This is a genomic window from Stomatobaculum sp. F0698, from assembly GCF_030644385.1.
In the GTDB taxonomy this organism is placed as follows: domain Bacteria; phylum Bacillota; class Clostridia; order Lachnospirales; family Lachnospiraceae; genus Moryella.
Genome location: NZ_CP130060.1, coordinates 1,331,888 through 1,346,826, shown reverse-complemented (window position 1 = coordinate 1,346,826; position 14,939 = coordinate 1,331,888). Strand labels below are relative to the sequence as shown.

Annotated in this window: 13 protein-coding genes; 10 read left to right on the top strand and 3 right to left on the bottom strand. The window is 57.3% G+C overall.

Features of this window, described 5'->3' with window-relative positions; genetic code table 11:
• Positions 1-5 precede the first annotated feature (5 nt).
• The 8 genes from QU660_RS06080 (at position 6) to QU660_RS06045 (ending at position 7,138) form a co-directional block, all read left to right on the top strand.
• Positions 6-479, top strand: coding sequence for a VanZ family protein (locus QU660_RS06080; RefSeq protein ID WP_304945655.1), 474 nt, complete (start codon positions 6-8; stop codon positions 477-479).
• A complete protein-coding gene (locus QU660_RS06075) occupies positions 454-927 on the top strand; it encodes a hypothetical protein (RefSeq protein ID WP_304945654.1) in 474 nt (157 codons plus the stop codon). The genes QU660_RS06080 and QU660_RS06075 overlap by 26 nt, the downstream gene beginning before the upstream one ends.
• Positions 924-1,625, top strand: coding sequence for a hypothetical protein (locus QU660_RS06070; RefSeq protein WP_304945653.1), 702 nt, complete (start codon positions 924-926; stop codon positions 1,623-1,625). Before QU660_RS06075 ends, QU660_RS06070 begins: the two co-directional genes overlap by 4 nt.
• 106 nt (positions 1,626-1,731) lie before the next feature.
• On the top strand, positions 1,732-2,238 hold the full coding sequence (gene purE, locus QU660_RS06065; protein ID WP_304945652.1) for a 5-(carboxyamino)imidazole ribonucleotide mutase: 507 nt from the start codon (positions 1,732-1,734) through the stop codon (positions 2,236-2,238).
• A gap of 11 nt (positions 2,239-2,249) precedes the next feature.
• Positions 2,250-3,275 (top strand): phosphoribosylformylglycinamidine cyclo-ligase, encoded by a 1,026-nt coding sequence (gene purM / locus QU660_RS06060; protein WP_304945651.1) that lies wholly within the window; start codon positions 2,250-2,252, stop codon positions 3,273-3,275.
• Complete coding sequence (gene purN, locus QU660_RS06055) at positions 3,269-3,880, top strand: phosphoribosylglycinamide formyltransferase (protein WP_304945650.1); 612 nt, start codon at positions 3,269-3,271, stop codon at positions 3,878-3,880. The genes purM and purN overlap by 7 nt, the downstream gene beginning before the upstream one ends.
• Complete coding sequence (gene purD, locus QU660_RS06050; RefSeq protein WP_304945649.1) at positions 3,877-5,169, top strand: phosphoribosylamine--glycine ligase; 1,293 nt, start codon at positions 3,877-3,879, stop codon at positions 5,167-5,169. Before purN ends, purD begins: the two co-directional genes overlap by 4 nt.
• 82 nt (positions 5,170-5,251) lie before the next feature.
• Positions 5,252-7,138, top strand: coding sequence for a fructose-1,6-bisphosphatase (locus QU660_RS06045; RefSeq protein ID WP_304945648.1), 1,887 nt, complete (start codon positions 5,252-5,254; stop codon positions 7,136-7,138).
• Between the two features lie 13 nt (positions 7,139-7,151).
• On the opposite strand, the gene nudC is transcribed toward QU660_RS06045, so the two are convergent.
• Genes nudC through gpmA form a run of 3 tightly spaced genes read right to left on the bottom strand, consistent with a single transcriptional unit; the run spans position 7,152 to position 10,243 of the window.
• Positions 7,152-8,015 carry an NAD(+) diphosphatase gene (gene nudC, locus QU660_RS06040; protein WP_304945647.1) on the bottom strand — a complete coding sequence of 288 codons (864 nt, stop codon included), beginning with the start codon at positions 8,013-8,015 and terminating at the stop codon, positions 7,152-7,154.
• Positions 8,012-9,475 carry a nicotinate phosphoribosyltransferase gene (locus QU660_RS06035; RefSeq protein ID WP_304945646.1) on the bottom strand — a complete coding sequence of 488 codons (1,464 nt, stop codon included), beginning with the start codon at positions 9,473-9,475 and terminating at the stop codon, positions 8,012-8,014. The genes nudC and QU660_RS06035 overlap by 4 nt, the downstream gene beginning before the upstream one ends.
• A gap of 18 nt (positions 9,476-9,493) precedes the next feature.
• On the bottom strand, positions 9,494-10,243 hold the full coding sequence (gene gpmA / locus QU660_RS06030; protein WP_304945645.1) for a 2,3-diphosphoglycerate-dependent phosphoglycerate mutase: 750 nt from the start codon (positions 10,241-10,243) through the stop codon (positions 9,494-9,496).
• A gap of 178 nt (positions 10,244-10,421) precedes the next feature.
• Between gpmA and QU660_RS06025 the strand changes: the two genes are divergently transcribed.
• Both QU660_RS06025 and ileS read left to right on the top strand, forming a co-directional pair.
• A complete protein-coding gene (locus QU660_RS06025; protein ID WP_304945644.1) occupies positions 10,422-11,426 on the top strand; it encodes an asparaginase in 1,005 nt (334 codons plus the stop codon).
• Positions 11,427-11,738: 312 nt separating this feature from the next.
• Positions 11,739-14,930, top strand: coding sequence for an isoleucine--tRNA ligase (gene ileS, locus QU660_RS06020; protein ID WP_304945643.1), 3,192 nt, complete (start codon positions 11,739-11,741; stop codon positions 14,928-14,930).
• The last annotated feature ends 9 nt before the right edge of the window (positions 14,931-14,939 follow it).

Genomic DNA, 14,939 nt, shown 5'->3' with positions numbered 1-14,939 from the left:
GCTCGATGGATAAGATTCAGTGGAAGCATCGCCTGCTCGGCACCCTGCTGTTTTTGATTTATCTGGCCGGGCTCAGTTACTTTCTCTTTTTTGCCGAGGCACTCGGCAGGCAGGGGAGGGTCAATGCGAACTTGCGCTATAACCTCGTGCTCTTTCGGGAAATCTGGCGTTTCTGGCATTACCGCGATATTCTGGGATACCGCGCCTTTGTGTTGAATACCGTCGGCAATGTACTTGCCTTTGTTCCCTTCGGCTTTTTTCTGCCGATTGTGAGCGGGCGGCGGCACAACTTTTTCCGCAGTTTAATTGCCGGTTTTCTGTTTTCGGGACTCATCGAAACGGTGCAACTCGCGACGAGACTCGGCAGTTTTGATGTCGACGATATTTTTTTGAATACAATCGGTGTCGTCGCGGGTTATTTTATTTTTCGACTGGCATTGAGGAGGTTAAATCGTGAAGCTGCCGAATCCGTTTCGTAAGCGAGAATATCAAATCCTGACGCCAGCAACGAAAGTCGATGACTCCATTCTGGAACGTCCGGAGTTTTTGCCGGAAGAGGAAGTGAAACGCAGCGGGAAAAAGACCGCTGCAAAACAGAAGAAGGGCAAGCAACTGGAAGGCCTCATCAGTTATCTCAGGAAACCCCGCGCCGAAGAGGGGTACACAGTGCTGATTGCCGCCTGCATTGCGATCCTCTTTACCGTATTTGCCTTTTTCGGCATGATACAGGCGGCGGGAGAACCCTCGCTTACGGTTTCGGCGGCGGTTATGAGCGCCATGCTGGTTTCGGCCTACGGGATATATCTCGCGGTCAGGGCGCTCCGCGACAAGGAGAAGGATCAGCTCTACACCTGGGTGGGACTCTCGCTCTCTTCGCTGGTCATGGTAACTTGGGTGATTGCGTTGCTCCTGGGGCTCACGACTTGAGGGGCGGAGAAGAGCTCCTTCGGGAGCGCCGCGCGCTGTCTGCGGAGCGGCTTAAAGAAATACCGGCGGAAGAGGCCGCGGGACGCTTGTTCCGAGGCTTCTTTCGGCGAGAGGCGTCGGCGCTCGAAAAGGCGATCGGCAAAGCGGGCGGGGAGCGAGCGGAAGCCGTTTCTTTGTTTGTCCCCGCGGCGGGAGGGGCAGAGCGCTATCTCGCCGCGCTTTCTTCGAGTTGCAGCCGGGTTTTTATGCCGCAGTGCACTCCGGAAACGGAAGTGCGCTGCATAGAACTGTTTCTTCAGTGCTACGCCTTGCTTTCGCAGGGCGGCGGTGAGGAAGCGCTCCGAGAGGCCATGTATTACGACCTCTTCGACTATGCGGAGGAGGATGTGCGGGAGCGTTTTTCGGAGCCGTACACAGGGGGATACAGCCTCTCGATGACCTTACCCGGGGAGACGCTCTGGTATGCGGATCGCTTCCCGGCCCTCGCGGCGGCGCACGCGGAGGATTTTTCTCTTTTTCTCGATAAGGCGCTGCGGGATAGGCTTAGGCCGCTCATACGGGAAACGGCGAGCGAAGCGGAGCAAAAAAAATGCCTCGACGCCGTGGATCGCTACTTGAATCTGCGGGGCGCGGAAACGCATTTTACACCGCGGCAACAGCGCTTGCTCCGCGGGCTCTATGCGGCGGAAAACGAATAAAATAAGGGTAACACCGGGGCTTATATCCGTTTGCTCGATTTTGGCATTGAGCTCGGGGTACTGCGCCGATATAATAAAGCTGTAAGCAACTTTTAAGGAGGATAAAATGGCAAAAGTCGGAATTGTGATGGGCAGCGATTCGGATATGCCCGTGATGGCACAGGCAGCGGCATTTTTGGAGAAGATGGGGATTGAATATGAGATGCGCATTATCTCGGCGCACCGCGAGCCCGATGTCTTCTTTTCCTGGGCAAACGGCGCGCGTGAGCGCGGACTCTCGGTGATCATCGCAGGTGCGGGCAAGGCAGCGCATCTGCCGGGTATGTGTGCGGCTCTCTTCACGCTCCCGGTAATCGGTGTCCCGATGAAGACTTCGGACCTCGGCGGTGTGGATTCGCTCTATTCGATCGTGCAGATGCCGAGCGGCATTCCCTGTGCGACCGTTGCGATCAACGGCGGCAAGAACGCCGGTATCCTCGCGGCAAAGATGCTCGCGGTCGGAGACAAGGCGCTCGAAGAGAAGCTTCAGGCATTCCAGAAGGAAATGCGGGATGAGGTCGTCGCGAAGGACGACAAGTTGCAGCGCGAGGGTTACCAGAGTTTTCTGAAGTGAGAGGAGCCGCAATGGATTACAGAAAATCCGGAGTTGACATTGAGGCGGGCTACGAGTCCGTCGAGCTGATGAAGCAGTTTGTAAAGCGCACCCTGCGCCCGGAGGTTCTCGGCGGAATCGGCGGTTTTTCCGGTGCCTTTTCCCTCGCGGGAATCAAGGACATGGAGGATCCGGTGCTTCTGTCCGGAACCGACGGCGTCGGCACCAAGTTAAAAATCGCCTTCCTGCTGGATCGCCACGATACGATCGGCATTGACTGCGTCGCAATGTGCGTGAACGATGTCGCCTGCGCGGGCGGCGAACCGCTCTTTTTCCTCGACTACATTGCCTGCGGAAAGAATGTCCCGGAGAAGATTGCGACCATTGTCTCCGGTGTCGCGGAGGGTTGTGTGCAGGCAGGTTGCGCCCTGGTCGGCGGTGAGACCGCGGAGCACCCCGGCCTCATGCCGGAGGACGAGTATGACCTCGCGGGCTTCTCGGTCGGCGTCTGCAACAGAAAGGACCTGATTACGGGCGAAGAACTGAAGCCGGGCGATGTCCTGATCGGCATTGCGTCGAGCGGTGTTCACTCGAACGGTTTCTCCCTGGTTCGCAACATCTTTGAGATGAGCAAGGAGAATTTGACGCGCTTCTATCCGGAGCTCGGCGCCCCCCTCGGCGAGGTGCTGCTCGCACCGACCCGCATCTATGTCAAGGCGTTAAAGAGCGCAAAGGAGGCGGGTGTTCGCATCCATGCTTGCAGCCACATTACGGGCGGCGGTTTCTACGAGAACGTGCCCAGAATGCTGAAGGACGGCATTCGCGCCGTGGTGAAGAAGGACTCCTATGAGGTTCCGGCCATCTTCCGCCTGATGGCGGAAAGGGGCGAGGTCAGCGAGCATGTCATGTACAATACCTTCAACATGGGTGTCGGCATGATGGTCGCGGTCGATCCGGCCGATGTCGAGAAGACGCTCCGCGCCTTTAAGGCGGCGGGTGAAACCTGCTTCGTGATCGGTGAATGCAAGGCAGGCGAAAAGGGCGTCGATTTATGCTGAGAGTCGGCGTTCTGGTGAGCGGCGGCGGAACCAACCTGCAGGCCATACTCGACGCCGAGAAGAGCGGCATGATTCGGAACGCGAAAGTGGTCTATGTGCTCTCGAACAATGCCTCCGCCTACGCGCTGACACGCGCGGCTTCGGCGGGCATTGCGAACGAGTGTATCTCGCCTTCTTCGTTCGAGACGCGCGAGGACTTTCACCGCGCCCTGCTTGCGGCGATCGAGCGGGAGCAGCTGGATTTAATCGTGCTCGCGGGCTATCTCGTGAAGCTGCCGGATGAGATGATACAGCGCTACCGCGGCAGAATTATGAACATTCACCCCTCGCTGATTCCGAGTTTCTGCGGCAAGGGGGCATACGGCTTAAAGGTCCACGAACAGGCACTGCGCCGCGGCGTCAAAGTGACGGGCGCGACCGTGCATCTGGTGGACGAGGGGCTTGACGAGGGCCCCATACTCCTACAGAAGGCGGTGGAAGTGAAGCCGGACGACACGCCCGAGACCCTGCAGCGGCGCGTCATGGAAGAGGCAGAGTGGGTACTGCTGCCGCGCGCCATAGAGGACTTTGCGCGCGCAGCCGCGGAGAGAGAGGATAAAGCATGAGAGTACTGGTGGTCGGCGGCGGCGGCAGAGAACACGCGATTTGCCGGAAGTTACGTGAGAGCGATAAGCTCAGCGAGCTCTACTGTGCGCCCGGCAACGCGGGCATTGCGGAGCTCGCAAAGATCGTGCCGATCGGCGCGATGGAGTTTGAGAAACTTCGTGACTTTGCGCTGGAAGAAAAGATGGATTTGGTCGTCATCGGCATGGACGACCCGCTGATCGGCGGTCTTGCGGACTTCCTGGAAGAGGCGGGACTCAAGGTCTTCGGCCCGAAGAAAAACGCGGCCGTGCTCGAGGGCTCCAAGGCCTTTGCGAAGGAACTCATGAAGAAGTACGAGATTCCCACGGCGGCCTACGAGAGCTTTACGGACTACGAGGCGGCGAAGCATTATCTTGAGACTTGCAAGATTCCGGTGGTGCTGAAGGCGGACGGTCCGGCGCTCGGCAAGGGCGTTTTGATTTGCGAGACCCGCGAGGCGGCCGAAGAAGGCTTAAAGGAAATGATGCTGGAGCGGAAATTCGGCGCTTCCGGCGACAAGGTCGTCATAGAGGAGTTCATGACGGGCAGAGAGGTCTCTGTGCTCTCTTTTGTGGACGGAAAAACCATACGCATCATGGCGAGTGCCCAGGATCACAAGAGAGCCGAGGACGGCGACAAGGGCCTCAATACGGGCGGCATGGGTAACTATTCCCCGAGCCCCTATTACACGGACGAAGTCGCACGTTTTTGCGAGGAGAAGATTTACCGGCGCACGGTCGAAGCAATGGCGGCGGAGGGGAGACCCTTTCAAGGTGTCATCTTCTTCGGGCTCATGCTGACGCCGGACGGCCCCCGTGTGCTCGAGTACAATGTGCGCTTCGGCGATCCCGAGGCACAGGTGGTGCTCCCGCGCATGGAGAACGACCTCCTCGAGGTTATGCTTGCCTGCGCCGAGGGAAGACTCGACGAAATCGAGCTCAAGTTCTGTGACAAGGCCTGCGTCACGGTTGTGCTCGCGAGCAAGGGCTATCCCGTGAAGTACGAGAAGGGCTATCCGATTACCGGCCTCGAGAGCCTGAAAGGCTTAGCGGATGTGTACTGCTATCACGCGGGCACACGCTTTGACGAGGCGGGACGCGTTGTCACAAACGGCGGCAGAGTGCTGGATGTGACCGCACTCGGACAGACGATACGCGAGGCGCGCGAGAGAGCCTATGCGGCCGCAGAGAAGATTTCGTTTGAGAACAAGTATGCGCGGACCGACATCGCCCTTGCGGGTGTCGCCGCGGAAGAAGCAAGAGAGCGTTAAGTAAGAATACGGATGATAAAAAGCCAAATCGCATCACCTAGTTGCGGTTTGGCTTTTGTGCTTCGTTCAAGGAGGAGGCGGCATGAACCACGATCAGCGGAAGTATCTGAGTTTACTTGCGGAAAAGTTCCCGACACGCCAGGCTGTGTGCACCGAGATCATCAACCTTGCGGCGATTATGAATCTCCCGAAGGGCACCGAGCACTTCATGAGCGACATTCACGGCGAGTACGAGGCCTTTCTGCACATCATGAACAACTGCTCTGGCGTCATACGAGAGAAGATTGAACTGCTCTTTGCGGACAGCTTAAGCGATACCGAGCAGAGAGATCTGAGAACCCTCATCTATTATCCGAAAGAGAAGTTGAGACGCCTGCACAGCGAGGGAATCATTTCTCCGCAGTGGTATCGCAAGGTACTGCGGCAGATGATAGAGATAGCCCGTCTGCTCTCTTCGAAGTACACGCGTTCCAAGGTGAGAAAGGCCATGCCGCGCGAGTTCGGCTACATCATCGACGAGCTTTTGCACGCCCTGCCGGATGAGGACGGAAACCAGCTTGCCTACCACGAGCGCATTCTGGACACGATAGTCGGCATCCAGAACGGCGACGAATTCATCATCGCGCTCTCGGCGCTCATTAAGCGGCTCGCGGTGGACCACCTGCACATTGTCGGCGATCTCTTTGACCGCGGTGCGGATGCCGATAAAATTATAGAGCTGCTCATGGACTACCACTCGCTCGACATCCAGTGGGGCAATCACGATGTGCTCTGGATGGGCGCGGCTGCGGGCAATGAGGCCTGCATCGCGAATGTTGTGCGAAATAACGTGCGCTACAACAACATTCGCATCCTGGAGAGCGGCTACGGCGTCTCCCTGCGTCGCCTCCAGCTCTTTGCCGAGAAGTACTATGAGGGCACCCCGGCGAAGGCCATGGTGAAGGCCATCAACGTGATAATGTTCAAGGCCGAGGGCGAACTGATACGCCGCCACCCGGAATTTGAGATGCAGGATAGACTCCTGCTCGACAAGGTGAACCCGGATAAGGGGACGGTCACGATAGAGGGCACGGAGTACGCGATGAACACCATGGAATTTCCGACCGTGGACTGGAGCGATCCTTATCGGATGACGCCCGAGGAGCGGGAGGTCATGGACGACTTGAAGCGTTCCTTCTGCGAGAGCCCGCAGCTGCACCGCCACATCGAATTCCTCTATGCGGTGGGCGGGGTCTATCTGAAAATGAACGACAACCTCTTATTCCACGGTTGCGTGCCGCTGACCGAGGACGGACAGATGGCGGAGGTCAATTTCTTCGGCCAGTTCATGCGGGGCAAGAGCTATTTCGAGTTCTGCGAAAAAGCGGCGCGCCTCGCCTTTAATACCGGCGAAGCGCGCTATGTGGACTTTATGTTCTATCTCTGGGGCGGCCCGAAATCGCCCATGTGCGGCCGTGTCGTGAAGACCTTTGAGCGCAGCTATCTGGACGATAAGTCAAGCTGGAAGGAGCCGCAGGATCCCTATTATCTCTATCTCGACTCCGAGGCGACAAGCCGCATGATACTGCGGGAGTTCGGCCTAAAGTCCGATCTCTCCCACATCATCAACGGGCACACGCCGGTGCATGTCTCGGACGGCGAAATTCCGATCAAGGCGGGCGGCAAGCTTATCGTGATCGACGGCGGCTTTTCGCGCGCCTATCATAAGACCACGGGCATTGCGGGTTACACCCTGATTTACAATTCCCACGGCATGCGCATCAAGAGCCACATGCCCTTCGAGTCGGTGGAACGCGTGCTCAGCGAGAACATCGACATTGAGTCCCGCGCGAACCAGTTTGAAATTGAGCCCTACCGCGTGATGGTGGGCGACAGCGACATCGGCAAGCGGCTTGCGGCGCAGATCGAAGATCTGAACGAACTGCTCACCGCCTACCGGGACGGTGTCATTCCGGAGCGCCTTGAATAAGCGTTAAGAGCGCTCAGAGCTCGCCGCGGCGGAAGCGCTGCATGAGCTCGTTTGCGACGCTCGCCGAGCTCGGATTGTCGGGAATTTCTTCCCGCGGCACAAAGGAGGCCTCGCAGAGCTCGCGCTCATCGAGCCGTATGCGGTCGGAGCCGTCGAGCTCCGCCGTATAGGCGAGCATCAGCGAGTCGGAGAAAGACCAGGGCTGCACGGCATAGGGACGTATGTTCTTGACCTTGAGCCCGGTCTCCTCCATGACTTCGCGTTCAACCGCCTGCTCCGGGGTCTCCCCGACTTCCACAAAGCCTGCAACCAACGCCTTCCGGCGATAGTCGGAGGCGTTTTTTGCGTAGCGGGTCAGGAGAAGGCGGTCGCCGTTTTTCACCGCGACAATGACCGCGGGGCTTATTTTCGGGTACTCGATGAGGCCGCAGTGCTTGCAGCACATGGCGCGCTCCTCTTCGGCGTGCGTCATTTTTTCGCCGCAGCGCCCGCAGAACTTACGCTGGTCGTAAAAGCGGTACAGCTGGGTGGAAGTGATGGCCGCAAAGGCAAGGTGCTGCGGCTTTAAGTCGCGGAGCTCCGTGGGCCCGAGGAAGCGATAGCCTTCGCCGAGTTTTCCCGCCGGCAGCGCCGAGGGAGGCAGGAGGAAAAAGTAGTCCCGATCGATCTGAAAGAGATAGCGTGCCTTCTGACAGAGGGACTTGAAGGGCAGAGCCTCCGTCTCAAAATCCGAAAATCTCGGGAGGGTAAAGGCACCGTCGCGCTCCGCAAAGAGCACGCCCTCCCGCGAGACCAAAACAAGGAAAGAACGCCGCTCGGGCGTTCTCTCCGGGTGATAGCTCACATCGTAGCGATGCGGCAGTATATCCTGAATCATGCTTGTTCCGTTGCTCCTGTCTGATACCGCTCCAGTAAGTTGTTTTTGAGATTCCAGAGTTTGCGTGAGAGGTCCACATACGTCTGATGCGGGTACTCAAAGCGCTTCGATTCCTCCCAAAGGGTGTTCAGCTCCCGGCGGCAAATGTTCTGAATCTCTTTGACCGACGGAGACTCGTAGACGCAGTCACCCTTTCGGAATACGGGAACCAGGAGCTCCCGCATTGTATAGGAACCGCCGGGCAAGAGGGTCTTTTTCCAGGTCTCAATCGGGTCGAAGAGGAGAAGCGGATCCTTCGAAGAGAATTCCTCGTCCGCGAGCGCAATGAGATCTGCGACTATCATGCCCTGTGCATCATAGATGCGATAAATCTTTTTATCGCCGGGGTTCGTGATTTTCTCGGCATTTTCGGAAATCTTGATCTTCGGCTCGAAGCGCTGTTCCGGCTCATTCCAGATGGCCGCGAGCTTATAGACACCGCCGAAGGCCGGGCAATCTTTGGAGGTAATCAGGTTGGTGCCGACACCCCAGGAATTGATGGTTGCGCCCTGCGCCTTCAGAGAGCCGATTAAGCCCTCGTCGAGGTCATTGGAAGCGGAGATAATCGCATCGGTAAAACCCTCGGCATCGAGCGCTGCCTTGACCTTTTTCGAGAGGTAGGCTAAGTCGCCCGAGTCCATGCGTATGCCGTAGCGCTTCGGATGTATGCCCTGTTCGCGCAGTTCCTTGAAGACCTGAATGGCATGCGGCAAACCGCTGTCCAGCGTGTCGTAGGTGTCGATTAAGAGGATGCAGGCATCCGGGTAGAGCTTCGCATAGGCGCGGAAGGCACTCAGCTCATCCGGGAAGCTCATAATCCAGGAGTGCGCGTGGGTGCCGCTCACGGGAACATGGAACATTTGTCCGCAGAGCACATTGGAAGTGCCAACGCAACCCGCGATAATCGCGGCGCGCGCGCCGTAAATCGCGGCGTCCGGTCCCTGTGCCCGGCGGCAACCGAATTCCATCACGCCGTCGCCCTGTGCGGCGCGCACAATGCGCGCGGTCTTGGTCGCAATGAGGCTCTGGTGGTTGATGATGTTCAGAAGCGCGGTTTCAATGAGCTGTGCCTGCATAATCGGCGCAATCACCTTGACCAGGGGTTCGCGCGGGAAAATGACCGTGCCCTCCGGAATCGCGTAGATATCACCGGTAAAGCGGAAGTCCCTGAGATACGCGAGGAAGGCGGGCTTAAAGATGCCGAGACTCTTCAGATAGTCAATCTCGTCTTCCGTGAAGTGCAGGTTTTTGACATAGTCGATCAGCTGCTCCAGACCGGCGCAAATCGCGTAGCCGTTGCCCTCCGGATTGTTGCGGTAAAACATGTCGAAGATGACCGTCTGATTGACATCCTCATTTTCAAAATAGCCCTGCATCATCGTGAGTTCGTACAGGTCTGTCAGTAGGGTCAGATTTCGCATTTTTCTCTGTTCGCCGCGTTATGCCTGTTTCTTGCCCTGGTTCGCGACTGCCTCCATTTTTTTCTTAAGTGCTTCCTGGTCGCCGAGATAGTAGTGGCGGATGGGCTTGAAGGAATCGTCGAACTCATAGACGAGCGGCGTGCCGGTCGGAATGTTGACTCCGATGATATCCTCCTCGGAAATGTTGTCAAAGTACTTGACCAGTGCGCGGAGAGAGTTGCCGTGCGCCGCAATGATGACGCGCTTGCCGGCCTCCATCTCGGGGCGAATCACTTCGTTGAAGTAGGGGACGGCTCTCTCAATCGTGGTCTCCAAGCTCTCGCAGTCGGGGAGCAGCGCCGGGTCCACATCGCGGTAAGCCGGGTTTTTCTTTGCGCTTCTCGGGTCGGAAGGATCCAGTACCGGCGGCTTAATCGAGAAGGAGCGACGCCAAATCTTGACCTGTTCCTCACCGTACTTTTCCGCGGTCTCGGACTTGTTGAGACCCTGGAGCGCACCGTAGTGGCGCTCGTTTAACTTCCAGCTCTTTACGACCTCGAGCCAGTCGCGGTCCATCTCATCCAGAATGTGGTTCAGCGTGTGGATTGCGCGCTTTAAGTAGGAAGTAAAGCAGATGTCGAAATCATAGCCCTCGGCCTTTAAGAGCTGACCCGCAGCTTTTGCCTCCTCGTGGCCCTTCTCCGAGAGATCCACGTCCATCCAGCCGGTGAAAAGGTTCTGCTTGTTCCATTCGCTTTCGCCGTGCCGTACCAATACGAGTTTCATCATCGCAATCGCTCCTTTCGTAAGCCCTGAGATTACTAGAGACTTTTGTTTCAGGCTTGAGAGCATGATAGCACAAACCGCAGGTCTTTTCCACGGAAGACGGCAAATGCGGGGACAGCGGATTGAGTTTTTAAGACGCTTTTGTTAAAATTAACCATTATGACAAAAAACGGAGGCTGCTATGAGCAAAAAAATGCTGCTGATTAATACGGGAGGCACCTTTTCATCGGTGCCGAGCGAAAAAGGGCTCGCGCCGGGCATAGACCTCGAGGAAATCATGCGGACCATAGGTCCGATCGGAGAAGGGCATACCTTTGAGTTAAAGGACTATGCGTCCCTCGACTCGGCAAATATCACGCCGGAGGACTGGGTGGCCATCGCGAACCTGGTCGCGGCGGCCAGAGAGGACTGCGACGGCGTGGTCATTATCCACGGCACGGACAGCATGTCCTATACCTCCTCGATGCTTTCCTTCATGCTCCAGAACATTGAGATCCCGGTCATTCTGACGGGAAGCCAGCTTCCGCTCCGCGCGCCCTTAACGGACGCCATCGATAACCTCCGCTGTGCGATTACGGCGGGCTTAAGCGGCATGCTTCGCGGTGTCTACACGGTTTTTCACCAGAAACTCATTCTGGGCTGCCGAACCTCGAAGGTGAGAACCGTTTCCTTCAATGCCTTTGAGTCGGTCAATTATCCTTTGATCGGTGAGTTCAATGCCTTCGGCATGCAGGTCTTAAAGGAGCCGCTTCGCCGCGCTTCCTTCCAGCTCTCGCCGGAGTACTCGGAGAACATCGCGGTCTTAAAAATTTTCCCGGGCATGCACGCGGATATCTTCCGCTACCTCTACGACAAGGGCTGCGAGGGCGTTTTTGTCGAGGCCTTCGGCCTGGGCGGCGTGCCCTTCCTTCACAATAACATTCTGGAGGAGATTGACCGGGCGAGCAGCAAGGGCATGAGCATCCTGGTGGGCAGCCAGTGCCGCTACGAAGGTAGCAATCTCGATGTCTACGAGACCGGTCTCCGTGTACAGGAGAGCGGCGGCATTCCGGTCTTTGACATGACCCAGGAGGCCACGGTCACAAAGCTCATGTGGGCGCTCGGCAGAAGCAAGGCGAGAGAGGATGTGCGCAAGACCTTCTTCACGAATTACGTGGACGAGGTCACCCTGCCGAGACTCCGCTAAAAGCTGTTTCTTCCTTGACATAGAAAATCAGGCTGATTATACTAGTGAAAAATTCATACAAAGGCGTTGACAAAGAGAGTAGGCGTTTGAAACAGCCATAGAGAGTCGGGGACGGTGGAAGCCCGATGCCAAGTACTTGCGTTGAAAATCACTTTCGAGCCGCGGTTCGGAGCGGAGGGCTGCCTCCGGGTACGTTCCGCCGTAATCCCCACGTCACGGGGAAAAGCAAAATACAGGTGGTACAGCGAAAGCAGAGAGCGTTCGTCCTGAGAGGGGCGGGCGCTTTCTTTTTTGAGACAGGAGGAGAAAAAAGTGTACAGAAAAGTCCCCACGGATATGAACTTTGTGGCGCGCGAGGGCGAGATCGAGAAGTTCTGGGCAGAGAACCGCATTTTTGAGAAGTCCGTCGAGCAGCGCGAGGGCTGCGAGACCTATATGTTCTACGACGGACCGCCGACCGCAAACGGCAGACCGCACATCGGTCATGTCGAGACCCGCGTCATTAAGGATATGATTCCGCGCTTCCGCACCATGAAGGGAGAGTATGTCCCGAGAAAGGCGGGCTGGGATACACACGGCCTTCCGGTCGAGCTCGAGGTCGAGAAGGAAATCGGCATCGAGGGCAAGGAAGAAATCGAGGCTTACGGCGTGGAGCCCTTTATCAAAAAGTGTCGCGAGTCCGTGTGGCGCTATAAGGAAGTCTGGGAGCAGTTCTCCGGCAAGGTGGGCTTCTGGGCGGATATGGAGCACCCCTACATCACCTGTGACGACAACTACATCGAGTCGGAGTGGTGGGCCTTAAAGGAAATCTGGAAAAAGGGCCTTCTTTACAAGGGCTTTAAGGTGGTCCCCTACTGCCCGCACTGCGGAACCCCGCTCTCCTCGCACGAGGTGGCGCAGGGCTATAAGTCGATTAAGGACAGAACCGCAATTGTGCGCTTTCAGGTCAAGGGTGAAGATGCCTACTTCCTCGCCTGGACCACGACGCCCTGGACCCTGCCCTCGAACATCGGTCTCTGCGTGAACCCGCACGAGAGCTATGTGAAGGTCAAGGCAGCGGACGGCAACACCTACTATCTCGCGGAGGCACTGCTTGAGAAGGTGCTCGGCGAGGGCTATGAAATCTTAGAGCGCTACACCGGCAAGGAGCTGGAGCATAAGCCCTATGAGCCGCTCTACAGCTGTGCGGCGGAAGCGGCGGCGCGTCAGCACAAGGAGGCTTTCTTTGTCTACGCGGACGAGTACGTCACGATGACGGACGGTACCGGTATTGTCCACATCGCCCCGGCCTTCGGTGAAGACGATGCGCGCGTGGGTCGCGGCTACGATGCGCCCTTTGTCCAGATGGTCGATGACAAGGGTCAGATGAAGCCGGAGACCGGAAAGTTTGCGGGCATGCGCTGCAAGCCGACGGAGAAGGAAATCGAAGAGGGTGCCGTCGCGGCGGATCCGGAAGTGCTGAAGGACCTCGAGGAGAGAGGCCTGCTCTTTGCCTCCCCGAAGGTGGAGCACGACTACCCGCACTGCTGGCGCTGCGGAACGCCGCTCATTTACTATGCGCGCGAGTCCTGGTTCATCAAGATGACCGCGGTGCGCGACGACCTCGTGCGGAACAACGAAGAGATCAACTGGGTGCCGCAGTCCATCGGTGAGGGACGCTTCGGCAACTGGATCGAGAACATTCAGGACTGGGCGGTCTCGAGAAACCGCTACTGGGGTACGCCCCTCAATGTCTGGGAGTGCCCGGACTGCGGCGAAAAGCTTGCGGTCGGTTCCCGAGAAGAACTGGCGGAACTCTCCGGCGATGAGAGCGCAAAGACCGTCGAGCTGCACCGCCCGTATGTGGACCGCTTTGAAATCCCCTGCCCGCACTGCCATGGCAAGATGAAGCGCGTTCCGGAGGTCGTCGATGTCTGGTTTGACTCCGGCGCTTGCCCCTACGCGGAGCTCCACTATCCCTTTGAGAACAAGGAACTCTTAGAGCAGCAGCTCCCGGCTTCCTTCATCTCCGAGGCGGTCGATCAGACCCGAGGCTGGTTCTACTCCCTGCATGCGGAGTCGACCCTCCTCTTCAACAAGCCTGCGTTTAAGAATGTCGTTGTCCTTGGCCTCGTGCTCGATGAGAACGGCAACAAGATGTCCAAGTCGAAGGGCAATGCGGTCGATCCGATGGAGGCGCTCGAAACCTTCGGCGCGGATGCGATTCGCTGGTATTTCTACACCGCTGCGGCACCGTGGCTCCCGAAGAAATTCTCGGAGGAGGCTGTGCGCGAGGGGCAGAGAAAGTTCCTTGGAACGCTCTGGAATACCTACGCGTTCTACGTGCTCTACGCGGACATCGATCACTTCGATCCGACCAAGTATACGCTCGACTACGAGAAGCTCTCGGTCATGGACAAGTGGCTGCTCTCGAAGATGAACAGCATGGTCCGCGACGCGGATAAGAACCTCTCGAACTACAGAATCCCGGAGACGGCTGCCGTGTTCCAGGAATTTGTCGAAGACATGTCGAACTGGTACGTGCGCCGCTGCCGGAACCGCTTCTGGGCAAAGGGCATGGAGCAGGACAAGATCAATGCCTATATGACGCTCTACACGGCGCTGGTCACACTTGCAAAGGCGGCGGCTCCCATGATTCCGTTCATGAGCGAGCAGATTTACCAAAACCTGGTGCGCACGGTCGATGCATCCGCAACAGAGTCCGTGCATCTCTCTGATTATCCGGTTGCGGACGAGGCGCACATCGACGCGGAACTCGAGAAGAGCATGGACGAGGTTCTCAAGATTGTCGTGCTCGGCCGCTCTGCGCGTGAGGCTTCCGGCAGAAAGAACCGTCAGCCGCTCTCGAAGCTCTATGTGAAGGCGTCGGAGGCGCTCGGCAGCTTCTATCAGGAGATTATCCGCGATGAGCTGAACGTAAAGGAAATCGAGTTCACGGACGATGCGGAGCGCTTTGTGAACTATATCTTCAAGCCGCAGTTAAAGACCGTCGGCCCGAAGTACGGTAAGCAGCTCGGTGCCATCAAGGAGCACTTAAAGGCGCTGGACGGTCAAAAGGCCATGGCGGAACTCAACGAGAACGGCGCGCTCGGCTTTGCCCTCCCGGACGGCACCGAAGTAAAGCTTGGAAGAGAGGATCTCTTAATCGAGAGCACCCAGTCGGAGCGCTACGTCTCCGCGCAGGATAACGGTATCACCGTGGTGCTCGACATTGCGCTTACCGAAGCGCTCATCGAAGAGGGCTTTGTGCGCGAACTCATCTCCAAGGTGCAGACCATGCGCAAGGATGCGGGCTTTGAGGTCACGGATCACATTGCACTCGGCATCTCCGGCAACGAAAAGATTGCGTCACTCGCGGAAACGTACGGAGAATTGTTGAAGAACACCCTGCTTGCGGATGCAATTCATAGTGAATCGGCTGAAAATAGCGGAGATTTCGTGAAAGAGTGGAATTTGAACGGAGAAATGGTTACACTTTCCGTGAAACGCGTCGTACAGCAGTGAGATACGGAG

Bases quoted from the DNA above. Each gene is read 5' to 3' on its own strand.
- QU660_RS06080 (WP_304945655.1), top strand. From the start codon at position 6: ATGGATAAGATTCAGTGGAAGCATCGCCTGCTCGGCACCCTGCTGTTT.
- purE (WP_304945652.1), top strand. From the start codon at position 1,732: ATGGCAAAAGTCGGAATTGTGATGGGCAGCGATTCGGATATGCCCGTG.
- purM (WP_304945651.1), top strand. From the start codon at position 2,250: ATGGATTACAGAAAATCCGGAGTTGACATTGAGGCGGGCTACGAGTCC.
- purN (WP_304945650.1), top strand. From the start codon at position 3,269: ATGCTGAGAGTCGGCGTTCTGGTGAGCGGCGGCGGAACCAACCTGCAG.
- purD (WP_304945649.1), top strand. From the start codon at position 3,877: ATGAGAGTACTGGTGGTCGGCGGCGGCGGCAGAGAACACGCGATTTGC.
- QU660_RS06045 (WP_304945648.1), top strand. From the start codon at position 5,252: ATGAACCACGATCAGCGGAAGTATCTGAGTTTACTTGCGGAAAAGTTC.
- nudC (WP_304945647.1), bottom strand. From the start codon at position 8,015: ATGATTCAGGATATACTGCCGCATCGCTACGATGTGAGCTATCACCCG.
- QU660_RS06035 (WP_304945646.1), bottom strand. From the start codon at position 9,475: ATGCGAAATCTGACCCTACTGACAGACCTGTACGAACTCACGATGATG.
- gpmA (WP_304945645.1), bottom strand. From the start codon at position 10,243: ATGATGAAACTCGTATTGGTACGGCACGGCGAAAGCGAATGGAACAAG.
- QU660_RS06025 (WP_304945644.1), top strand. From the start codon at position 10,422: ATGAGCAAAAAAATGCTGCTGATTAATACGGGAGGCACCTTTTCATCG.